We start from the raw sequence: 22,567 nt of genomic DNA, 5'->3' as shown, positions 1-22,567 counted from the left end.
TCCGAGTGGAGGATCGCTCCACTCGTCACGCACCATCCGCACCAGGAGGCACCAGGCATGTCGGTCCCGCAGCTCAACGAGGAGCGCGGCGAGGAGATCCTCGCCGTCTTCGACACCGCCTTCGGCCAGCTGCTGGCCGCGGATCCGGCGGCGTTCCGCGTGAAGTTCCGGAAGATGGCGACCTCGGCCTTCGCGTTCTACCGCGGCACCGCATGCCTCTTTTACCACGATTTGACCATGGACCAGGAGTTCGGTGCGAAGAGCGGCGGCCCGTACCTGGACGACCGGACCTCCCGGGTCTGGATCCACGGCGACCTGCACGCGGAGAACTTCGGCACGTACATGGACTCGACCGGCCGGCTGATCTTCAACGTCAACGACTTCGACGAGGCCTACGTCGGCCCCTTCACCTGGGACCTCAAGCGCTTCGCCGCCTCCATCGCGCTGATCGGGTACGCGAAGGCGTTCAGCGACGAGCAGATCACCGAGCTGGTGCGGGTGTACGCGGGCGCGTACCGCGAGCGGATCCACGCCCTGGCCACCGGCGCCAAGAGCGACGAGGTGCCGCCGTTCACGCTGGACACCGCGGACGGGCCGCTGCTGGGCGCGCTGCGCGTGGCCCGCTCCCTGACCCGCTTCGGGCTGCTGGAGTCGATGACGGAGATCCGTGACTTCGAACGCCGCTTCGCCCCCGGCGGCGGCGCCATCGAGCTGGACGCGGCCACGCGCTACAAGGTGCTCGCGGCCTTCGACGGCTACCTGGAGACGCTCCCGGAGTCGTCCCTGGCCCGCCCCGACTCCTACCGCGTCAAGGACGTCGTCGGCCGCCGGGGCATCGGCATCGGCTCGGCCGGCCTGCCCTCGTACAACATCCTCCTGGAGGGCAACAGCGACGCCCTGGAGAACGACGTCGTGATCTACATCAAGCAGGCCCAGACCCCGGCGGTGTCCCGGTACATCACCGACGAGGCGATCCGGGACTACTTCCAGCACGAGGGCCACCGCACGGTGATCTCCCAGCGCGCCCTCCAGGCGCACGCCGACCCGTGGCTGGGCTGGACCGAGCTGGACGGCTCGGGCCAGCTGGTCGCGGAGGTCTCGCCGTACGCCGTCGACCTGGACTGGGGCGACATCGACGACCCGGAGGAGATCGCCGAGGTCGTCGCCGACCTGGGCCGGGCCACGGCCACCATGCACGCGGCGGCGGACGACCAGTCCGGGGAGTCCCTGGTGCCCTTCTCCACCGAGCGGGCCATCGACGCGGCGATCGCGGCGGACGAGGAGGGTTTCGCACCCCTGCTGGTCGACTTCGCGCACCGGTACGGCGCACGCGCGCGTGCCGACCACCAGACCTTCGTCGACCTGTTCCGCAACGGCCGGATCCCGGGTCTGTGACCATTCCGGTTCGATAACCGTCGGCCCTCTCACAGGAACCCTTTAGGGGTCCCTTACCGGACCCCATGACACACTCTTCTATCGCTATGGACATATCCGGAACCCCGCTCAGAGCCGTACGCGCGGCGCTGTTCACGGCACTCGTCGTGACGCTCAGCACCGCGTCGCACGTGCTGCTGTCCGGGGTCCCGCTGCCGCTGCCCACGGTGGCCGCGGTCGGCGCCGCCGTGTTCCTGATCGCGTACGCCCTGGCCGGGCGGCGCGAGCGCGGCTTCGGGCGGATCGCCGCCCTGCTGATCCCGCTGGAGCTGGCCGCCGACACGGTCTTCACCACCGGCCAGCACGTCTGCTACGGGCGGACGGGCGGCCCGGTCGCGGGCCCCCTGCGCTCCGTCGGCTTCGACGTGCTGTGCGGCGACGGGACGGGCGTCCACGCCGGCGTCGCCGCCCCGCTGACCCGGGTGACCGGCGCCGAGACCGACCGGCTGGCGACCGTGCTCGCCGACGCCGACCCCGCGACCGCCTGGCTGCTGCTCGGCGCGCACGTGGGCGTCGGCCTGCTGGCGGCGGCCTGGCTGCGGCGCGGCGAGCGCGCGCTGGGCCAGTTGCTGAGCGCGGTGGCCGCGACGACGTTCCGGCCGCTGCTGCTCGCCGTCGCCGCCGTGAGCGTGCGCCGGGCCCCGGCGGTGCGCCGCCCGGCGGCCCCGGCCCGCCGTACCACCGGCGCCCGCGAGCGGATCCTCACGCACTCCCTGGGGCGGCGCGGGCCGCCGTGCTCGGTCGCCTCCGTGTGACACACCACCGAGCGTGTGACGCACCTCCGAGCACCGGTAGCCCCCATACGTATCCGCACACCCCCGTGTGCGCGTCCCCGGAGAGATCATCACCATGAGCAAGCGGAACAGCCAGGCGGCGAAGTCGGCGGCCCGTGAGCGCCTGCGCCAGGAGCGCGAGCGCCAGGCCAAGCGCGACAAGGTCAAGCGGCAGGCCATCGTGGCCGCCTCCATCGTCGGCGTGCTGGCGATAGCCGGCGGCATCAGCTACGCCGTCGTGCAGATGAACGAGCCCTCGAAGTGGGAGAAGGCCGCCGACGCCAAGGTGACGGCCCCGGCCAACACCTCCGGCAAGAACGGCACCACGGTCACCCTCGGCGAGTCCAAGAGCGACAACGTCGTCCACCTCTACGAGGACCCGCGCTGCCCGGGCTGCGCCTCCTTCGAGCAGGGCATCGGCGAGGCCGTCAACAAGGGCATGGAGGACGGCACCTACAAGCTCTCCTTCACCATCGGCACCTTCCTCGACGGGAACCTCGGCGGTGAGGGCTCGAAGAACGCGCTCAGCGCGCTCGGTGCCGCGCTGAACGTCAGCCCCGAGGCGTTCATCGACTACAAGACGGCGCTGTACTCGGCCGAGTACCACCCGGAGGAGTCGACCGACGAGTTCGCCAAGGACGACTACCTGATCAAGGTGGCGAACTCGGTCGACGCCCTGAAGAACAACAAGAAGTTCCAGGACGCCGTCGAGAAGGGCACCTACGACGCCTGGGCGGTGAAGATGGGTGATTCCTTCCAGAAGGCCGAGGGCGTCGAGTCGACGCCGACCGTCAAGATCAACGACAAGGTGATCGAGACCCCGAGCACCGACGCCAAGTGGCAGAAGGCGCTCAAGGACGCGGGCGTCACCAAGTAACGAAGAACGGCGAACGGGCGGGCGAACTTTGGCGAGTTCGCCCGCCCGCGCGCTTACCGATCAGTAATCTGATCGCCCGTGACCAGTCGACACAGATCATCCGAGAGCACCTTCCCGTCGTCCGCCGACGGCGCGAACACCCGCACCCCGAGCCGCCGTACGGTCGTCAAGGCCGCGGCGGCCGGCGCCGTTCTGGCCGCCCCGCTCGCGGCGGCGCTGCCCGCCGGTGCCGCCGACGCCGCCCCCGCCTTCCTGCACGGTGTCGCCTCCGGCGATCCGCTGCCCGACGGCGTCCTGCTGTGGACCCGGGTGACCCCGACGCCCGAGGCGATACCGGGCTCGGGCCTCGGCCCGGACACCGAGGTGAGCTGGGTCGTCGCCCTGGACAAGGCGTGCACGAACATCGTCGCCAAGGGGACCACCACGGCGACGGCCGCCTCCGACCACACCGTCAAGGCGGACATCCGAGGGCTCGCGCCCGCCACGGACTACTGGTTCCGCTTCTCCGCCGGTCCCACCGACTCCCCCGCCGCCCGCACCCGCACCGCCCCCGCGGCCGACGCCGCCGTCACCGGTCTGCGCTTCGGCGTGGTCTCCTGCGCCAACTGGGAGGCCGGCCACTTCTCGTCGTACCGGCATCTCGCGGCCCGCGGCGACCTGGACGCCTGGCTGCATCTGGGCGACTACATCTACGAGTACGGCACCGGTGAGTACGGCACCCGCGACACCGTCGTACGGCCGCACGCGCCCGCCCACGAGATCCTCACGCTCGCCGACTACCGCGTCCGGCACGGCCGGTACAAGACCGACCCCGACCTCCAGGCGCTGCACGCCGCGGCGCCGGTCGTGGCGATCTGGGACGACCACGAGATCGCCAACGACACCTGGTCGGGCGGCGCCGAGAACCACACCGAGGGCGCCGAGGGCACCTGGGCGGCGCGTCAGGCCGCCGCCAAGCGGGCCTACTTCGAGTGGATGCCGGTGCGTCCCGCGATCGCCGGCACCACCTACCGCAGGCTGCGCTTCGGCAAGCTGGCCGACCTGTCGCTGCTGGACCTGCGTTCCTTCCGCTCCCAGCAGGTGGCGCTCGGCAACGGCGAGGTCGACGACCCGGAGCGCACCCTCACCGGTCGCGCCCAGCTCGACTGGCTCAAGGCGGGGCTGACCTCCTCCGACACCACCTGGCGGCTGATCGGCAACTCGGTGATGATCTCGCCGTTCGCCGTCGGCTCGATCCCGGCCGAGTTGCTGAGGCCGCTCGCCGAGCTGCTCGGACTGCCCAAGGAGGGCCTCGCCCTCAACACCGACCAGTGGGACGGGTACACCGACGACCGCCGGGAACTGCTGGCGCACCTGCGCGCGAACGCCATCCGCAACACGGTGTTCCTGACCGGCGACATCCACATGGCGTGGGCCAACGACGTGCCGCACAACGCCGCCACGTACCCGCTGTCCGCCTCCGCCGCCACGGAGTTCGTCGTCACCTCGGTGACCTCCGACAACCTCAACGACATCGTGAAGGTCCCCGAGGGGACGGTCTCGGCGATCGCGGCGCCGGTCATCCGGGCCGCGAACCGGCACGTCCACTGGGTCGACACCGACCGGCACGGCTACGGCGTGCTGGACATCACCGCGGACCGGACGCAGATGGACTACTACGTCGTCTCCGACCGCACCGATCCGGACGCCACGTCGAAGTGGGCCCGTTCGTACCGCACGCGCAGCGGCACACAGCGGGTCGAGCGCGTCTACGCGCCGGTCTGATCCACGTCGCCGGGAGCGTCCGCCTCCTGGAGCGAGTCGAGGAAGCCGAGCGCCACCCGCCAGGTGGCCTCGGCGGCCTCCTCGTCGTGGTCCGGCAGCTCGGGGTCGGTGTAGAGATGGCCGGCCCCGGCGTATCTGTAGACCTCGACGTCGGCGCCGATCCGGCCCATCTGGAGATACCAGGCGCTGAGCCAGTCGTCCGTCTCGAAGGCGTCCGGCTCGGCGACGTGCAGCTGGACCGGCAGGTCGTCCACCGAGGCGTTGGCCGCGATGTCCGAGGTGCCGTGCAGGAGGAGCAGCCCGCGGGAACGGTGGTCGCCGAGGGCGAGGGTCTGGGCGATGGAGGCGCCGAGCGAGAACCCGGCGTACACCAGTCCCCGCTCGGAATAGGGGGCGGCGGCCAGCACGGCCCGCTTCAGCAGCTCCTCCTTGCCGATCTCCTCCTGGTGGGCCATGCCCTCCTCGACCGTGTCGAACGTCCGGCCCTCGAAGAGGTCCGGGGTCCACACCTGGTGCCCGGCTTCGCGCAGCCGGTCGGCGGCCTGCCGCACCGCGGGCCTCGGGCCAAGGGTCGAGTGAAAGAGCACGATGTTCATGAGGCCATGGTGCCAGCCGGGTGTGACAACGCGGTGCGCGGCGATACCCGGGACGGGACGGAAGTCACAGGTTCACAGCGTGGCGGGGACGGTTACGTTCGAGGGATGGAGACCATACTCCGCCCCCTGATCGTGGTCGGCGGCTCCGTCCTGCTGACCCTGGTCATCGGATGGGCCACCGACCTGCTGCTGCGCAAGGCCGACGAACGGCACCCCGAGACGCCCCTGTGGGGGCTGCTGCGCCGTGCCCGCATCCCCTACCAGCTCTTCCTCTGCTCGGCGCTGCTGAGAGGGTCGTACGTCGAGGCCCAGGTGTTCCCCGACCACCGGGAGGGGGTCGGCCGAACGCTGACGCTGGTACTGATCGGCTCGGCGGCCTGGATGGTGATCCGGATCGCCGCGGCGATCGTCGAGACCTCGTACTCCCGCTACGCCCACGCCCACGCCGAGCGGAACCCGGCCCGGGTACGGCGGGTGCGTACGCAGGTGTCGCTGATCATGCGGGTGGTCTCGGCGGTCGTCGGCGTGGTCGCCGTGTCGTCGATGCTGCTGACGTTCCCCGCGATGCAGGCGGCGGGCGCCTCGCTGCTGGCCTCGGCCGGCATCCTCGGCATCGTCGCCGGTGTGGCCGCCCAGTCCACGCTCAGCAACATGTTCGCCGGGTTCCAGATCGCCTTCGGCGACATGGTGCGCATGGGCGACACGGTCGTGGTGGACGGGGAGTGGGGCACCGTCGAGGAGATCACACTCACCTTCCTGACCGTGCGCACCTGGGACGAGCGCCGGATCACCATGCCGGTGTCGTACTTCACGTCCAAGCCGTTCGAGAACTGGTCGCGCGGCTCCCCGCAGATGACCGGCACCGTCTTCTGGCACCTCGACCACTCGGCCCCGCTGGAGGCGATGCGGGAGCGGCTGCGCGACATCCTGCGCGAGTGCCCGGCCTGGGACGGCCGCGACTACAACCTGACCGTCACCGACACCACCCCCAACACCATGCAGGTGCGGGCCCTGGTGACGGCGAAGGACGCGGACGACATCTGGACGGTCCGGGTCACGGTCCGCGAGGGAATGATCCGCTGGCTCGCCGACGAGCACCCGTACGCCCTGCCGCGGGTGAACACGACGGACGCGGCGCTGCGCCCGTCCCGCGACGGCTTCCAGCGCCCCCGCCGCTCCCCGGACGGAGCCCCCCGCCGCTTTCCGGAACAGCCGTCGAAGAGCCTGTGACCGCGAGGACGTGCGCGGCCCGCCTCAGCGCAGGCTGCGCACGTCCAGCTGGCGCAGCACCCGGTCCACGATCTCCGGGGTGGCACCGGGTTCGCTGCGCGCGGCCAGCACCTCGTGGCGCGCGGCGCTCATCATCTCGCCCTGGATGCGGCGGATCCGCTTCAGCCGCCGGGCCCGCTGCTCCTGCGCCTCGCGCCGCTCCTCGTCGCCGACGTCGGGACTGATCCGCATACCGATGTCGAAGGCCCGCCGCAGCATCTGCTCGGACAGCTCCTCCGGGAGTTCCTCGACCGACTCGATCTCCCTGAGCCGCTGCTTCGCCGCCTTCGCCGCCCGTACGGCCAGCTCCTTCTCGTACTCCTTCTCCCGCTCGGTGTCCGCCCGCACCCCGAGCCGGCCCACCAGCCACGGCAGCGTCAGGCCCTGCAGCAGCAGTGTGACCATGATCACGCCGAACGCGACGAAGATGATCTCCTCACGGTGCGGGAAGGCGGATCCGTCGTCCGTCTTCAGCGGGATCGCGAGCGCCAGCGCGACCGAGGCGACGCCCCGCATCCCCGACCACCACATGACGACGGTCTCCCGCAGGGACATGGGGATGTCCTCGTCGTGGTCGCGTCTGGCGTGCAGCCGTTTGGTCAGCCAGGTGGCCGGCAGCAGCCACACCAGCCGCACCAGGATCACCACGCCGGCGATCGCCGCGGCCCAGCCGAGCAGTTCGGTCCAGCGTCCGGAGGCCGTGCGGATCGCGTTGTGCAGCTCCAGGCCGACCAGCCCGAAGGCGACGCCGGTGACGAGCGTGTCGACGACGTCCCACACGGTGTGCCCGGCGAGCCGGGTCATCACGTCGTCGGCGTCGAAGGCGTACTCGGCGAGGAACATCGCGGTGGTGAGCACCGCGAGCACCCCGGAGCCGTGCAGTTCCTCGGCCAGGACGTAGGAGCCGTAGGGCACCAGCAGCGTCAGGCCGATCTGCAGGGTGGCGTCCCCCAGCAGGCTCAGCAGCTTGTTGGTGGCCCAGCCCAGCGCGAGGCCGACCGCGACGGCGACGACGGCGGACAGCACCAGGTCGAGCCCGGCCCGCCACGGCGAGAAGGTGCCGCCGACGGCCGCGGCGATGGCCACGTGGTACAGGACGATGGCCGTGACGTCGTTGAACAGCCCCTCGCCCTCCAGGATGGAGACCAGGCGGCGCGGCAGCCCCAGTTGCCCGGCGACGGCGGTCGCCGCGACCGGGTCGGGCGGTGCCACCAGGGCGCCCAGCGCGAAGGCGGCGGCGATCGGCAGCCCCGGCACGACCGCGCTCGCCACGGCGGCCACGCAGGTCATGGTGACGAAGACCAGCGCGACCGCCAGCAGGAAGATCGGGCGCTTGTTGGCCGCGAACTGCCGCCAGGACGTGCGCCGCACGGCCGCGTAGAGCAGCGGCGGCAGCAGTGCGGGCAGGATCAGCTCGGGCGGGATGTCGACGTTGGGCACGAACTCGAGCAGCGCCAGGACGATGCCGAGGACCGTCATCAGCACCGGTGCCGGCAGCCCGAGCCGGGCACCGATCGGGACGCTCAGCAGGGCCCCGAGCAGCAGTATGAACAACAGGGCCAACTGATCCACGGTCAGCGCTCCGGTGGGGTCTCGGCGTTCAGACGGCGGGCCTCAAGCCTGCCACGCCACCGGCCCCACCAGCGCGTTCGGCGCCCCGGTCACAGGGCGCGGCGCATCGCGCGGTGGGGAATCCCGGCGTCGGGGAACTCGGGTCCGTATGCCTCGTACCCCAGTCGCTCGTAGAAACCCAGGGCGTGGGTCTGCGCGTGCAGGTCCACCGCGGTGAGTCCGCGCGCGCGTGCGGCGTCCTCGACGGCCCGCACCAGCGCGGCCCCGACGCCCAGTTTGCGGGCCTGCGCGGTCACCGCGAGCCGGCCGAGCGAGCCGACGGCCGGGTCGCCGTCACCGTTCTTCGCCGCGGCGGCCTCGCCGTGCAGCAGCCGGCCGGTACCCAGCGGTACGCCGTCCGCCCGGACCGCCAGGACGTGCACGGCGTCGGCGTCGTAGGCGTCGTACTCGATGTCCTCGGGGACCTTCTGCTCGACCACGAAGACGTCCTTGCGCACCGCGAAGCACGCCTCCCGGTCACCAGGATCCTCGGCCACCCGCACCGCGTAGGACAGCGCCCGGTCCGGGGCACTCATCCGTAGGTCTCCTCGCGGACCAGGTCCAGGGCCTGCTGGAGGTCGTCGGGGTACTCGCTGGCGTACTCGACCCACTGCCCGTCGCCGGGGTGCTCGAAGCCGAGCCGTACGGCGTGCAGCCACTGGCGGGTCAGGCGCAGCCGCTTGGCGAGCGTGGGGTCGGCGCCGTAGGTCAGGTCGCCGACGCAGGGGTGCCGGTGGGCGGCCATGTGGACGCGGATCTGGTGGGTGCGGCCGGTCTCCAGCTTCACGTCCAGCAGGGAGGCGGCGCGGAAGGCCTCGATGAGGTCGTAGTGCGTGACGGAGGGCTTGCCCTCGGCGGTGACGGCCCACTTGTAGTCGTGCTGGGGGTGGCGGCCGATGGGGGCGTCGATGGTGCCGCTGGTCGGGTCGGGGTGGCCCTGCACGAGCGTGTGGTAGCGCTTGTCGACCGTGCGCTCCTTGAACTGGCGCTTGAGCGAGGTGTACGCCCGCTCCGACTTCGCCACCGCCATCAGGCCGGACGTGCCCACGTCGAGGCGGTGCACGATGCCCTGCCGCTCGGCGGCGCCGGACGTGGAGATGCGGTACCCGGCGGCGGCCAGTCCGCCGATGACCGTCGGTCCGCTCCAGCCGGGCGAGGGGTGGGCGGCGACGCCGACCGGCTTGACGATCACGACCACGTCGTCGTCGTCGTGCACGATCTCCATGCCCTCGACGGGCTCGGCGACGATCTGCACGGGCGCGGGCGCCTGCGGCATCTCGACCTCGAGCCAGGCGCCGCCGTGGACGCGCTCGGACTTGCCGACCACCGATCCGTCGACCTGCACCTTGCCCGCCGCGGCGAGCTCCGCGGCCTTGGTACGGGAGAAGCCGAACATGCGGGAGATGGCGGCGTCGACGCGCTCGCCCTCCAGGCCGTCCGGCACGGGCAGGGTACGGATCTCGGGAATCGTGCTCACCCGTCGAGTATGCCGGACGGGCCGGACACTCCCGACCGCGCGCCCGGTCCCTGTGGACGGTCCGGCCATCGTGGACGGCCGGCCATCGTGGACGGCCGGCCATCGTGGGCGGTCAGTCCTTGTGGACGGTCCCGTCCGGGTCGAGGCCCCGGAAGGAGAGGATGACGATCAGGATGCCGCCGCACACGATCGCCGAGTCGGCGAGGTTGAAGACGGCGAAGTGCTTGGGCGCGATGAAGTCCACGACCGCGCCCTCGAAGACACCGGGCGCACGGAAGATCCGGTCGGTGAGGTTGCCGAGGGCGCCGCCGAGCAGCATGCCGAGCGCGATCGCCCACGGCAGGCTGTGGAGCTTGCGCGCGAGGCGGGCGATCACGACGATGACGGCCGCCGCGATCACCGTGAAGATCACGGTGAAGGCCTCGCCGAAGCCGAAGGCCGCGCCCGCGTTGCGGATCGCCACGAACCGCAGCCAGTCCCCGACGATCTCGATGGGCTCCTGGTGCTCCAGCTTGGCGACCACGATCATCTTGCTGACCAGGTCGAGGGCGTACGCGAACGCGGCCACCGCGAACAGCACGGCGACACGCCGCTTGCCCCGGGGGCGCTCCGGGGGCTGCTCCTGCTCGGCGTCGGGCCGCTCCTGCCCGTCCCCCGCCGCGTCCGGGGTGTCCGGCGTACCGATGATGCGCTCCGCCTCTGCCACGTGAGTCCCTCAGCCTAGGTACCTGACTGAGGACGAGGGTACGGCACGCCTTCCGTCCCGGCGGCTGATCAGTACCGTCGCTCCTGCTTCTGCTTGCACTCGACGCACAGGGTGGCCCTCGGGAAGGCCTGCATGCGCGCCTTGCCGATGGGGTTGCCGCAGTTCTCGCACAGGCCGTAGGTACCCGCGTCCAGGCGTTCCAGGGCGCGCTCGGTCTGGGTGAGCACCTCGCGCGCGGTGGCGGCCAGCGCCAGTTCGTGCTCGCGCGTGATGTTCTTGCTGCCGGTGTCCGCCTCGTCGTCGCCGGCACCGTCCCCGGAGTCCCGCATCATGCCCTGCAGCGACCGCTCCGAGGAGTCGATCTCGGTGCGCAGCCGGTCGGCCTCGGACTGCAGCTCCCCACGCGCCTCCTCGACCTCTTGCGGGGTCCAGGGTTCCTCGCCGGGGCGTACCGCGAGGTCGCCGGGGTCCGCGGCGCCGCGGGCCTTGGGAACGGCGGTCTTGGCCGCCGTGGCCGTGCCAGGAGTCTTCTTCGCAACCACCGTCGTGGCTCCCGTCTGCTCCGCGGCCTCGGCCGCGCCCACTTTCTTGGCCGTGCTCTTCTTCGCCGTGCTCTTCTTGGCCGCGGTCTTCTTCGCAGCGGTCTTCTTCGCAGCGGTCTTCTTCGCCGTGCCCTTCTGGGCCGCGGTCTTCTTCGCCGCGGACTTCTTGGCCGCGGTCTTCTTGGCCGCGGCCTTCTTCGCGGTGGTGCTCTTGTCTTCGGTGCTCTTCTTCGCGGCCGTCGTCTTCTTGGCAGCGGACTTCTTCTCAGTCGCCTCCGACTGCTCTACGGCGGTCTTCTTCGCCACCATGGCCGCGGCCCCTTCACATATTGTGATCTTGCGCGCGAATCGTGCTGGGACGATAAATCGACTTGGGCCCCGCGGCAACGGGGCACGCCGCCCGATTCGCCCGCCCACCGTGCGCCGCGCGGCGAGCATGCATGCGTTGTGCCCAGCTCCCCGCCCGGTAATCCGCCGGGCCGGCCCCCTGCCGGGCCCGCCGGGAACCGAATGCCCGGCCGCGGCATTCGGGTCACACCGGACCGCGAGGAGGCCGTACGGCACCCCCGCTCCACCCGGCGCCAAAACCGGTCGGCCGCTGTCCGCTCGGCGCCGTACACTGGGCGCAGCGAAAAGCGTGGATGGGGACGAGTAGCGGCGTAAGCGGCCCAGAGCGACCCGGGGACGGTGTGAGCCCGGGGGCGAGCGCGACGTGAAGATCACCCCGGAGCCGCCGGAAGAAAGCCGTGACGGAGAGGTCACGGCGAGTAGAACCGGCTCGCGACCCCAATGAGGGGGCTCATCGGCGCACACGACGCACCGGGGAGCCAAGGAGGGTGGTACCGCGGGAGCACGGCTCTCGTCCCTCCGACGGAAGGCAGCACGTCCGCCGGAGGAAGCTCGTTGAATACGCAGCCGCAGTACCGCCAGGTGCCCGCCCAGGTCGACCTGCCCGCGCTCGAACACGCGGTGCTCGACTTCTGGCGCGAGCAGAAGATCTTCGCCAAGAGCCTGGAGCAGTCCGAGGGCCGCCCCGAGTGGGTGTTCTACGAGGGCCCGCCCACCGCGAACGGCATGCCGGGCGCCCACCACATCGAGGCCCGCGTCTTCAAGGACGTCTTCCCCCGTTTCCGCACCATGCGCGGATACCACGTGGGCCGCAAGGCCGGCTGGGACTGCCACGGCCTGCCGGTCGAGCTGGCGGTGGAGAAGGAGCTGGGCTTCTCCGGCAAGCAGGACATCGAGGCGTACGGCATCGCCGAGTTCAACGCCAAGTGCCGCGAATCGGTGACCCGCCACACCGACGCCTTCGAGGAGCTCACGACCCGCATGGGTTACTGGGCCGACCTCCAGGACCCGTACCGCACGATGGACCCCGAGTACATCGAGTCCGTCTGGTGGTCGCTGAAGGAGATCTTCGACAAGGGCCTGCTGGTCCAGGACCACCGCGTCGCCCCCTGGTGCCCCCGCTGCGGCACCGGCCTGTCCGACCACGAGCTGGCGCAGGGCTACGAGACGGTCGTCGACCCGTCCGTCTTCGTGCGCTTCCCGCTGACCTCCGGCCCGCTGGCCGGTGAGGCCGCGCTCCTGATCTGGACGACCACGCCCTGGACCCTGGTGTCCAACACGGCGGTCGCCGCGCACCCCGAGGTCACCTACGTCGTCGCCACGAAGGGCCCGGAAGGTACGGAGAAGCTCGTCGTCGCCGAGCCGCTGGTCGGCAAGGCCCTCGGCGAGGGCTGGGAGACCACCGGCCAGACCTTCACCGGCGCCGAGATGGAGCGCTGGACGTACCAGCGCCCCTTCGAGCTGGTGGAGTTCCCCGAGCCCGCCCACTACGTGGTGAACGCCGACTACGTCACCACCGAGGACGGCACCGGCCTCGTCCACCAGTCCCCCGCCTTCGGTGAGGACGACCTCAAGGTCTGCCGCGCCTACGGCCTGCCCGTGGTCAACCCGGTCCGTCCGGACGGCACCTTCGAGGAGGGCCTCCCGCTGGTCGGCGGCGTCTTCTTCAAGAAGGCCGACGAGCAGCTGACGGAGGACCTGGACACCCGGGGCCTGCTCTTCAAGCACATCCCGTACGAGCACAGCTACCCGCACTGCTGGCGCTGCCACACCGCGCTGCTGTACTACGCGCAGCCGTCCTGGTACATCCGCACCACGGCGGTCAAGGACCGTCTCCTCCAGGAGAACGAGAAGACCAACTGGTTCCCGGACTCGGTCAAGCACGGCCGGTACGGCGACTGGCTGAACAACAACATCGACTGGGCCCTCTCCCGCAACCGCTACTGGGGCACCCCGCTGCCCATCTGGCGCTGCGAGGACGACCACCTCACGGTGGCGGGCTCTCGCGCCGAACTGACCGAGCTGACCGGCACCGACCAGTCCACCCTGGACCCGCACCGCCCGTACATCGACGAGGTCACCTTCGCGTGCCCGCAGGACGGGTGCGGCAAGACCGCCACGCGCGTTCCGGAGGTCATCGACGCCTGGTACGACTCGGGCTCGATGCCGTTCGCGCAGTGGGGCTACCCGCACAAGAACAAGGAGTTGTTCGAGAGCCGGTACCCGGCGCAGTTCATCTGCGAGGCCATCGACCAGACCCGCGGCTGGTTCTACACGCTGATGGCGGTCGGCACCCTGGTCTTCGACAAGTCGAGTTACGAGAACGTCGTCTGCCTCGGCCACATCCTCGCCGAGGACGGCCGCAAGATGTCCAAGCACCTGGGCAACACCCTGGACCCGGTCCCGCTCATGGACCGGCACGGCGCGGACGCCGTCCGCTGGTTCATGGCGGCCGGCGGCTCCCCGTGGGCGGCCCGGCGGGTCGGTCACGGCACCATCCAGGAGGTCGTCCGCAAGACGCTCCTCACCTACTGGAACACGGTCGCCTTCCAGGCCCTGTACGCCCGCACCACGGGCTGGTCCCCGAGCGAGGCAGACCCGGCGCCCGCCGACCGCCCGGTCCTGGACCGCTGGCTGCTCTCCGAGCTGCACGCGCTCACCGACCAGGTCACGCAGGCGCTGGACGCCTACGACACCCAGCGCGCCGGCAAGCTGCTGTCCGCGTTCGTCGACGACCTGTCCAACTGGTACGTACGCCGCTCCCGCCGCCGCTTCTGGCAGGGCGACAAGGCCGCGCTGCGCACGCTGCACGAGGTCGTCGAGACGGTCACCAAGCTCATGGCCCCGCTGACCCCGTTCATCACCGAGCGGGTCTGGCAGGACCTGGTCGTGCCGGTCACCCCGGGCGCCCCCGAGTCGGTGCACCTGTCCTCGTGGCCGGAGGCGGACCTGTCGGCGATCGACCCGGAGCTGTCTAAGCAGATGGTGCTGGTCCGCCGCCTGGTCGAACTGGGCCGTGCCACACGCGCGGAGTCGGGCGTCAAGACCCGCCAGCCGCTCAGCCGCGCGCTGATCGCCGTGTCGGGCTTCGACACGCTCTCTCCCGAGCTGCACTCGCAGATCACCGAGGAGCTGAACGTCGAGTCGCTCGCGTCGCTGAGCGAGGTCGGCGGCAGCCTGGTCGACACGACGGCGAAGGCCAACTTCCGTGCGCTGGGCAAGCGGTTCGGCAAGCGCGTCCAGGACGTCGCGAAGGCCGTCGCGAACACGGACGCCGCGGCGCTCTCCCTCGCCCTGCGCGAGGGCACTGCGTCGGTGGAGGTCGACGGCGAGACGGTCGCCCTCGCCCCCGACGAGGTGATCATCACGGAGACGCCGCGCGAGGGCTGGTCGGTCGCCTCCGACTCGGGCGCGACGGTGGCGCTGGACCTGGAGATCACGGAGGAGCTGCGCCGGGCCGGTCTCGCCCGGGACGCGATCCGCCTGATCCAGGAGGCCCGCAAGAACAGCGGCCTCGACGTCGCCGACCGGATCGCGCTGCGGTGGACGGCCACGGACGAGGCGACGGTCGCCGCCCTGACCGAGCACAGCGGTCTGATCGCCGACGAGGTCCTGGCGACGGACTTCGCACAGGGCGAGGCGGACGACGCGTACGGGGAGCCGTTCACGGACGAGGGCCTGTCCCTGGCGTTCCGCCTGCGCAAGCAGTAGTCAGTAGCCGCACAGCACCTGGGCCCGGCCTCCCTCCCGCGAGGGGTGCCGGGCCCAGTGCTGTCCACCGGTGCGGGCCGGGGGTGGGTTCGCTCGCCGGCGCCGGCCGGGTGCCGCTGCACGACAAAAGGGCGGGCCCCGGGTCAGAAACCCGGGGCCCGCCCTGAACGCTGCCGACGGCTACGCCGTACTACCGTTCGTCAGTTGTCGTCCTCGTCGATCAGGAACCCGCGCATCGGCGAGGGCGCCTGTCCCATCGGCGACGGCCCCTGCGGCCGCACCGGAGCCATCGGCTGGGTCATCGCCGGCGACATCTGCTGCTGACCGCCGTAGGACGGACCGTTCTGGCTCGGTCCGCTGCCCATCGACTGGTTGCCGCCGTACGACGGCGCACTCGCGCCGGCCGGAGCCATCGAGGGCGCCGGGGACGGCGGCAGAGAAGCCGTCGCGGGCGTACGCGGCGGGGCGAGCGAGTCGTCCGCCTGGGTCTCCAGCTGACGCAGCTGCGACTCCAGGTACGACTTCAGCCGCGTCCGGTACTCGCGCTCGAAGCCGCGCAGGTCCTCGACCTTGCGCTCCAGCGTGGCGCGCGCGGACTCCAGGGAGCCCATCGCGACACGGTGCTTCTCCTGCGCGTCCCGCTCCAGGGCGTCGGCCTTGGCACGGGCGTCCCGCTCCAGACCCTCGGCACGCGAACGCGCCTCGCCGACGATCTTGTTGGCCTCGGAACGAGCCTCGGCGATCGCCTGGTCGGCGGTCTGCTGGGCCAGCGAGAGGACACGGGCGGCGCTGTCGCCGCCGGGGCCGCCCTGACCGGGCATGCCGGGGCCACCGGGACCCTGCGGGCCGCCCATGGGGCCACCCATCGGACCGGGACCCATCTGGCCCTGCATCGGGCCGTGGCCACCCTGGCCCATCGGCCCGGGACCCTGACCCATCGGGCCGGGACCCTGCGGGCCACCCTGACCGCCGGGACCGGCGGGCAGCTGCGGAGCACCGCTGGGCAGCTGGGGCGGGCCACCCATGGGGCCACCCATCTGCTGCTGCGGCGGGCCCGATATGCCGGCGGGCACCGGAGCGCCGGGACCTCGCATGCCCTGCTGCGGCATACCCCCCTGCTGAGGGTGCTGCTGCTGGTGCTGCTGTTGCTGGTGCTGCTGCTGTTGTTGCTGCTGCTGGTCCTGCGGCGGTTCCGGGGGCTTGCGCATGTTCTGCTGATTCTGCGCAGCCGCGCGCGTCGCCGCGGCCAGTTTGGCGCGCAGGTCCTCGTTCTCGCGGAGCAGTCGGGTCAGTTCGGCTTCGACCTCGTCGAGGAAGGCATCGACCTCGTCCTCGTCATAGCCTTCTCGGAGGCGGACGGTCGTGAACTGCTTGTTCCGCACGTCCTCGGGGGTCAACGGCATCTCTTCACCTCAACGTTGTCGTCGGCATTCGGCAAGCCCGTATCTCTCACATCGATCACAGCCGGCTCACGATCGAGATCAGGATGTAGACGATGATCATCAGTACGAAGAAGGACAGGTCGAGCGCCACGCCCCCGAGACGCAGCGGCGGAATGAACCGCCGCAGAAGCTTCAACGGTGGATCGGTGACAGTGTAGGTGGCCTCCAGAACGACCACCATCGCCTTGCCGGGTTGCCACGAGCGGGCGAACTGGAAGACGTAGTCCATGACCAACCGGAAGATGAGCACGATGAGGAAGCACATCAGCGCGATGTAGACGACATCCAGGACCACGCTCATGACCTGTGCTTCCCTCTCCCCTGACCATCCCTCGGACCCGTTGTCGGATCCGCGTTCTTGCTCTGTACCGGTGGTGCGTCTCAGCTCTGGTTGAAGAACCCGCCCTCTGCGATGCGGGCCTTGTCCTCCGCCGTGACATCGACGTTAGCAGGAGACAGCAGGAACACCTTCTGCGTCACCCGCTCGATACTGCCGTGAAGACCAAACACCAAACCGGCCGCAAAGTCGACAAGTCGCTTCGCATCTGTGTCATCCATCTCAGTGAGATTCATGATCACCGGCGTGCCCTCACGGAAGTGTTCCCCGATGGTACGGGCCTCGTTGTAGGTCCGGGGGTGAAGCGTGGTGATCCGGTAGGGCTCTCGTTCGGACACGACCTTGGGCATGATGACCGGTGCGCTCTTTTCCAGGCTTGCGCGTTCTTGTGTGATGGATGCCACGGGCGCGATACGCGCCGGGCGACCCGATTCCGCCGCGAGCGAAGCGGCCCGGGGCACCGGCTCGCGCGGCGCGGGCGGTTGTACGACTCGTACCTCTTCGTCCCTTAGAGGCTGATGTGAACCATGCGACTGGTGCGCCGGTTCATGCCGCCGGTGGTCCCGCTCGGGCTCCGGGTCCAGTTCCGGTTCGAAGTCGTCATCGGGGTCGAACCCCCGGCCGTCGTACCCATCGTCCTCCACGAGGCCGAGGTAGACCGCCATCTTGCGCATCGCGCCGGCCATGCTCTGAGTCCTCCGCTCTGTGGTGGATCGGCTGACGACTGCCAATTGCCTGCGATCCACGAGGTCGTTGCGTCCGCCTTTCGGCGGTAATGACCATATTTTCTGCTGTGGTCCGACTTCTTGGCGACGTTACCCGAGCCTGGGTCGGACTCCGAGTACCGCAGTACCGACGCGCACATGTGTCGCTCCGGCGGCCACGGCCTGTTCGAGGTCCGCACTCATCCCTGCGGAGACCATGTTCGCAGCCGGATGGGCTCGGCGCACGTAGGTCGACAAATCCATGAGGTGCTCGAACGCCGCCTCTTGGCGTCCCGCGTACTCGCCGGTGAGCGGGGCCACGGTCATCAGTCCGTCGAGCCGCAGCCCCTCGGACCGGGCGACCAGGTCGGCCAACTCTTCGATTCCCGCGGGCGAGACGCCACCGCGGTCACCGCGCGCGTTCTCCCCCGCGTCGAGCGCGACCTGGAGGAGGCAGCCCACCTCGCGCCCGGCCCGCACGGCCTCCTTCGACAGGGCCGTGACGAGCTTGGCCCGGTCGACCGACTGCACGACATCCGCGTAACCGACCACGGACCGCACCTTGTTGGTCTGCAACTGACCGACGAAATGCCACGAAAGCGGCAGATCCGAGCATGCGGCGGCCTTCGGTGCCGCGTCCTGGTCGCGGTTCTCTGCGACGTGACGCACACCGAGTTCGGAGAGAATTCGCACATCGTCCGCCGGGTAGGTCTTGGTGACCACGATGAGGGTCACCTCGTCGCGGCGGCGGCCTGCGGCCTCGCACGCCGCGGCGATGCGCTCTTCCACTTTCGCCAGGTTCTCGGCGAGTTCCTGCTTACGGTCCGTCATGCCCCATCAGTCCAGCCAGACATAGCCCGCGAGCCGCCCGGTGGTGCGGTCGCGTCGGTACGAGAAGTGGTCCTTCGACTCCCGGGTGCACACCGGCGACTGCGCCCGGTCGCGCACCCCGAGGCGTTCGAGCTGCGCGTGCACTCCGGCGCCCACGTCGACCGCCGGTGTGCCCCAGCTCGTCACCGCGTACGCCGCCGGTTCGACGGCTGCCACCTCGGCGCGCATCTCCTCGGGCATCTCATAGCACCGGCCGCACACGGCGGGTCCGGTGCGGGCGATGATCCGGGCGGGGTCCGCGCCGAGTGCGGTCATGGCCCGTACGGCGGCGGGGACGACCCCGGCGACCAGGCCGGGCCGGCCCGCGTGGGCCGCGGCGGCGACGCCGGCGACGGGGTCGGCGAGCAGGACGGGCACGCAGTCGGCGGTGAGGACGGCGAGGGCGAGGCCGCGTTCGGCGGTGACGACCGCGTCGACCCGCGGGACCGGGCGGTCCCCCCAGGGTCCGTCGACCTCGGCGACGTCGGCCCCGTGCACCTGGTTCATCCAGACCACCCGGGCCGGGTCGACGCCCAGCGACTTGGCCGCCAGCTCCCGGTTGGCCGTCACGGCGCCGGGGTCGTCGCCGACCGCGCCGCCGAGGTTGAGCTCCTCGTACGGAACGGCGCTCACTCCGCCCCACCTGTCGGTGAAGCCGAAGTGCGCGCCGTTCACGGTGTCGCGCTGTCCTATCACTTCAGGAAGTCCGGCACGTCCAGTTCCTCGGCCGCGCTGTCCGAGTAGGTCCTCGACGGCGGGACCGGCGGCGGGGAGACCGGCGGCAGGTCGCTGACCGGCTCCTGCGCGGGCGCCGGCTCCGGCTCCTCCTTCGGCTTGACGCTGCCGAGCGAGCCGAAGGACGGACGGCTCTCGGTCTGCCGTGCCGGGGTGGGCTCCTCGCGCTTGCCCGAGGTGGAGGAGCCGAGGACGTTGTCCCGCTGCTTGGACGGCGGCTGGCCCCCGTCGAAGCCGGCCGCGATCACGGTGACCCGGACCTCGTCGCCCAGGGCGTCGTCGATGACCGCGCCGAAGATGATGTTGGCCTCGGGGTGGGCGGCCTCGCTGACCAGCTGGGCGGCCTCGTTGATCTCGAACAGGCCGAGGTCGGAGCCGCCGGAGATGGAGAGCAGCACGCCCCGGGCGCCGTCGATGGACGCCTCCAGCAGCGGCGAGGAGATCGCCATCTCGGCGGCGGCCACCGCGCGGTCGTCGCCGCGGGCCGAGCCGATGCCCATGAGGGCCGAACCGGCCTCGGACATGACCGACTTCACGTCGGCGAAGTCGAGGTTGATCAGGCCGGGCGTGGTGATGAGGTCGGTGATGCCCTGGACACCGGAGAGCAGGACCTGGTCGGCGGACTTGAAGGCGTCGAGCACGCTGACCTGGCGGTCCGAGATGGACAGCAGCCGGTCGTTGGGGATGACGATGAGGGTGTCGACCTCTTCGCGGAGCTCGGCGATGCCATCCTCGGCCTGGTTGGCCCGGCGCCGTCCCTCGAAGGTGAACGGGCGGGTGACCACGCCGATGGTGAGGGCGCCGAGCGAGCGGGCGATGTTGGCCACGACGGGCGCGCCGCCGGTGCCGGTGCCGCCGCCTTCTCCGGCTGTCACGAAGACCATGTCGGCCCCCTTGAGGACCTCCTCGATCTCCTCGCGGTGGTCCTCGGCGGCCTTGCGGCCGACGGCCGGGTTGGCTCCGGCGCCGAGTCCGCGGGTGAGTTCGCGGCCGACGTCGAGCTTGACGTCGGCGTCGCTCATCAACAGAGCTTGCGCGTCGGTGTTGATGGCGATGAACTCGACGCCCTTGAGACCGACCTCGATCATCCGGTTGATGGCATTGACACCACCGCCGCCGACACCGATGACTTTGATGACTGCGAGGTAGTTCTGCGGTGCTGCCACGTCGAAGGCCTCTCGCCTCGAGTTACGTGTCGTCGAATCGCCGGGGCACTGTGCCCCGCGACCCGGCGACTGATGCCGAATGGGACGGTCCGTAGCGCCGACCCGAACCCTAACGCTGAAGTTTAGGGTTACCAGTGTGTCTGTTCCTTGAAGTCTTCTGAACAGGACACTAAGTCGACAAGTGGCGCACGTTCAACGAACACGCCGAACCTCCCGTTTTTCTTTTCACCCTATGTGATCAGCCGTAGCGCTGCCCAACCAGGGTGCTGGCCTGCACATATACCCGTCAACTCCTCGATGACGCGGGGGCGGTGGGGACACTCACGTCGAAGTGCCGCGCATCGGGCGCCGCTTTCATCAGCGCGGTGAGCGCTCGCGCTTTCCGCACGCCCTGCTCACCGCTCCCCCACGCCACGGTCCGGTCGCCGCTCAACTCCAGCGAGATGTCGTCGTAGGAACGGACCTTGACGGTCCGTGTGTCCCGGGCGACCGCGGCCGGGAGGCGGCCGGCCACCCGCACCGCCTCCCGCACCAGGCGGTCCTCGTCGAAGCGGCGCAGGCTCGCCGCGGCGGAGCCGGACCGGGCGGGCTTCAATTCCAGCGTGGGAACGCCTTTCGGGGCCTGGGAAACCGTGGCGAAACGGATGCCTTCATCGTCCACTTCCACGAACTTTCGGCCCTTTTGCACAATCAGAACCGGAGTGCGCTCTGTCACTTTCAGGTCGATTCCGTGCGGCCAGGAACGTTCCACACCGACCTCGTCGATACGGGGCAAATTACGGCGCAGCCGCGCCTCGACCGCCTCGGTGTCCACGGAGATCAGCGGGTCCCCGACGGGCACGTCGGCCGCCTCGCGCACCTGAGCGGGCGTCAGTACGCGAGTACCGGAGACCGACACGCGTTCCACCCGCGTCCAGTTCGAGCCGTAGAGGAGCCAGACGGTCCCGCCCGCCACGAGCGCGAGAGCGACGATCAGGATGATGATCGTACGAAGACGGGGCGGGCCGAACCGGCGCGCACGGGGCGGGCCGGACGACTCCTGCTGGCGTTCACCGCGCTCGGCGGTGCTCGGTCCGGCCACGCTCCCTGCCTTCCGTCATCCCTGACTAGCGGTGCGCACGGGCGGCGATCGCCTCGTACACCATGCCGACGAGGAGGTCGTCGGCGTCCCGGCGGCCGAACTCGGCGGCGGCGCGGGACATCTCGTACAGCCGGTGCGGATCGGCGAGCACGGGGAGGACGTTGTGCTGCAGCCACTCGGGCGTCAGTTCCGCGTCGTCGACCAGCAGTCCGCCGCCGGCCTTGACCACCGGCTGCGCGTTGAGCCGCTGTTCGCCGTTGCCGATGGGCAGCGGAACGTAGGCGGCCGGGAGCCCGACGGCGGAGAGTTCGGCGACGGTCATCGCGCCCGCGCGGCAGAGCATCATGTCGGCCGCGGCGTACGCGAGGTCCATCCGGTCCAGGTAACTTACCGGGATGTACGGGGGCATCCCCGGCATCTGGTGCACCTGCGGCAGTTCGTTCTTGGGCCCGACCGCGTGCAGGATCTGGATGCCTGCCTGCTGGAGCCAGGGCGCGACCTGCTGGACCACCTCGTTGAGGCGGCGGGCGCCCTGCGAGCCACCGGTGACCAGCAGCGTGGGCAGGTTGGGGTCGAGCCCGAACATCGCGCGGGCCTCGGGACGGGCGGCGGCCCGGTCCAGCGTGGCGATGGAGCGGCGCAGCGGGATGCCGATGTAGCGGGAGTTGCGCAGCTTGCTGTCAGGGGTCGAGACGGCGACCTGCGCGGCGTACCGCGAGCCGATCTTGTTGGCCAGGCCGGGCCGGGCGTTGGCCTCGTGGACGACGATCGGCACGCCGAGCCGCTTGGCCGCGAGGTAGGCGGGCAGCGCGACGTAGCCGCCGAAGCCGGCCACGGCGTCCGCCTTGGTGCGCTCCAGGATCTGCTCGGCCGCCTTGATGGTGCCGCGCAGCCGGCCCGGGACGGTGATCAGCTCGGGGGTGGGCTTGCGCGGCAGCGGTACGGCCGGGATCAGCGCCAGTTCGTACCCGCGCTCGGGTACGAGGCGGGTCTCGAGGCCGCGTTCCGTGCCCAGGGCCGTGATCCCCACGGTCGGATCCTGCCTGCGCAGGGCGTCCGCGAGGGCGAGCGCGGGCTCGATGTGGCCCGCGGTTCCTCCGCCGGCGAGTACGACATGCACCGAA

Annotated in this window: 20 protein-coding genes; 6 read left to right on the top strand and 14 right to left on the bottom strand. The window is 70.7% G+C overall.

Annotation, left to right across the window (positions count from 1 at the left end):
- Positions 1–57 precede the first annotated feature (57 nt).
- The 4 genes from RI578_RS29010 to RI578_RS28995 all read left to right on the top strand — a co-directional run bounded on the left by RI578_RS29010 (position 58) and on the right by RI578_RS28995 (position 4,848).
- Positions 58–1,395, top strand: a complete 1,338-nt coding sequence (locus RI578_RS29010) for a DUF2252 domain-containing protein (RefSeq protein ID WP_310873824.1) — start codon at positions 58–60, stop codon at positions 1,393–1,395.
- Between the two features lie 86 nt (positions 1,396–1,481).
- The gene (locus RI578_RS29005) at positions 1,482–2,189 is read left to right on the top strand and encodes a hypothetical protein (RefSeq protein WP_310873823.1); all 708 of its coding nucleotides are present in this window, start codon (positions 1,482–1,484) and stop codon (positions 2,187–2,189) included.
- A 94-nt stretch (positions 2,190–2,283) separates the two neighbouring features.
- Complete coding sequence (locus RI578_RS29000) at positions 2,284–3,084, top strand: DsbA family protein (protein ID WP_310873822.1); 801 nt, start codon at positions 2,284–2,286, stop codon at positions 3,082–3,084.
- A gap of 78 nt (positions 3,085–3,162) precedes the next feature.
- Positions 3,163–4,848, top strand: a complete 1,686-nt coding sequence (locus RI578_RS28995) for an alkaline phosphatase D family protein (protein WP_310873821.1) — start codon at positions 3,163–3,165, stop codon at positions 4,846–4,848.
- Here the strand turns inward: RI578_RS28995 and RI578_RS28990 are convergent.
- Entirely contained in the window at positions 4,833–5,489 is a 657-nt protein-coding gene (locus tag RI578_RS28990; protein ID WP_310875888.1) for a dienelactone hydrolase family protein, read from the bottom strand. The genes RI578_RS28995 and RI578_RS28990 overlap by 16 nt on opposite strands.
- A gap of 60 nt (positions 5,490–5,549) precedes the next feature.
- On the opposite strand from RI578_RS28990, the gene RI578_RS28985 reads away from it, so the two are divergent.
- Entirely contained in the window at positions 5,550–6,674 is a 1,125-nt protein-coding gene (locus RI578_RS28985) for a mechanosensitive ion channel domain-containing protein (protein ID WP_310873820.1), read from the top strand.
- A gap of 24 nt (positions 6,675–6,698) precedes the next feature.
- On the opposite strand, the gene RI578_RS28980 is transcribed toward RI578_RS28985, so the two are convergent.
- The 5 genes from RI578_RS28980 to RI578_RS28960 all read right to left on the bottom strand — a co-directional run bounded on the left by RI578_RS28980 (position 6,699) and on the right by RI578_RS28960 (position 11,358).
- Positions 6,699–8,285 (bottom strand): Na+/H+ antiporter, encoded by a 1,587-nt coding sequence (locus RI578_RS28980; protein ID WP_310873819.1) that lies wholly within the window; start codon positions 8,283–8,285, stop codon positions 6,699–6,701.
- Between the two features lie 89 nt (positions 8,286–8,374).
- Positions 8,375–8,860, bottom strand: a complete 486-nt coding sequence (locus RI578_RS28975) for a GNAT family N-acetyltransferase (protein WP_310873818.1) — start codon at positions 8,858–8,860, stop codon at positions 8,375–8,377.
- A complete protein-coding gene (locus RI578_RS28970; RefSeq protein ID WP_310873817.1) occupies positions 8,857–9,801 on the bottom strand; it encodes an RluA family pseudouridine synthase in 945 nt (314 codons plus the stop codon). Before RI578_RS28970 ends, RI578_RS28975 begins: the two co-directional genes overlap by 4 nt.
- Positions 9,802–9,913: 112 nt before the next feature.
- Complete coding sequence (lspA, locus tag RI578_RS28965) at positions 9,914–10,507, bottom strand: signal peptidase II (protein WP_310873816.1); 594 nt, start codon at positions 10,505–10,507, stop codon at positions 9,914–9,916.
- Positions 10,508–10,575: 68 nt separating this feature from the next.
- Entirely contained in the window at positions 10,576–11,358 is a 783-nt protein-coding gene (locus RI578_RS28960) for a TraR/DksA family transcriptional regulator (RefSeq protein ID WP_310873815.1), read from the bottom strand.
- Positions 11,359–11,952: 594 nt separating this feature from the next.
- On the opposite strand from RI578_RS28960, the gene ileS reads away from it, so the two are divergent.
- Positions 11,953–15,108 (top strand): isoleucine--tRNA ligase, encoded by a 3,156-nt coding sequence (gene ileS, locus RI578_RS28955; RefSeq protein WP_310873814.1) that lies wholly within the window; start codon positions 11,953–11,955, stop codon positions 15,106–15,108.
- Between the two features lie 200 nt (positions 15,109–15,308).
- Here the strand turns inward: ileS and divIVA are convergent, their stop codons facing one another.
- From divIVA to murG, 8 genes are all read right to left on the bottom strand, one after another.
- Positions 15,309–16,511 carry an apical growth/hyphal branching protein DivIVA gene (gene divIVA / locus RI578_RS28950; RefSeq protein ID WP_310873813.1) on the bottom strand — a complete coding sequence of 401 codons (1,203 nt, stop codon included), beginning with the start codon at positions 16,509–16,511 and terminating at the stop codon, positions 15,309–15,311.
- Positions 16,512–16,566: 55 nt separating this feature from the next.
- A complete protein-coding gene (locus RI578_RS28945; RefSeq protein ID WP_007448661.1) occupies positions 16,567–16,851 on the bottom strand; it encodes a YggT family protein in 285 nt (94 codons plus the stop codon).
- A gap of 80 nt (positions 16,852–16,931) precedes the next feature.
- A complete protein-coding gene (locus RI578_RS28940; protein ID WP_310873812.1) occupies positions 16,932–17,573 on the bottom strand; it encodes a cell division protein SepF in 642 nt (213 codons plus the stop codon).
- A gap of 129 nt (positions 17,574–17,702) precedes the next feature.
- Positions 17,703–18,422, bottom strand: coding sequence for a YggS family pyridoxal phosphate-dependent enzyme (locus RI578_RS28935; RefSeq protein WP_310873811.1), 720 nt, complete (start codon positions 18,420–18,422; stop codon positions 17,703–17,705).
- A 6-nt stretch (positions 18,423–18,428) separates the two neighbouring features.
- A complete protein-coding gene (pgeF, locus tag RI578_RS28930) occupies positions 18,429–19,157 on the bottom strand; it encodes a peptidoglycan editing factor PgeF (RefSeq protein WP_310873810.1) in 729 nt (242 codons plus the stop codon).
- Positions 19,154–20,362, bottom strand: a complete 1,209-nt coding sequence (ftsZ, locus tag RI578_RS28925) for a cell division protein FtsZ (protein WP_310873809.1) — start codon at positions 20,360–20,362, stop codon at positions 19,154–19,156. The genes pgeF and ftsZ overlap by 4 nt, the downstream gene beginning before the upstream one ends.
- Before the next feature lie 286 nt (positions 20,363–20,648).
- Entirely contained in the window at positions 20,649–21,443 is a 795-nt protein-coding gene (gene ftsQ / locus RI578_RS28920) for a cell division protein FtsQ (RefSeq protein WP_310873808.1), read from the bottom strand.
- Between the two features lie 25 nt (positions 21,444–21,468).
- Positions 21,469–22,563: an undecaprenyldiphospho-muramoylpentapeptide beta-N-acetylglucosaminyltransferase gene (gene murG / locus RI578_RS28915; protein WP_210958995.1), complete on the bottom strand. Its 1,095-nt coding sequence runs from the start codon at positions 22,561–22,563 to the stop codon at positions 21,469–21,471.
- Positions 22,564–22,567: the final 4 nt, after the last annotated feature.

The sequence above is a fragment of the Streptomyces sp. BB1-1-1 genome, from assembly GCF_031597775.1.
In the GTDB taxonomy this organism is placed as follows: Bacteria; Actinomycetota; Actinomycetes; order Streptomycetales; family Streptomycetaceae; genus Streptomyces; species Streptomyces thinghirensis.
The sequence above is the reverse complement of the archived record's forward strand: the minus strand, read 5'-3'. Positions and strand labels throughout refer to the sequence as shown.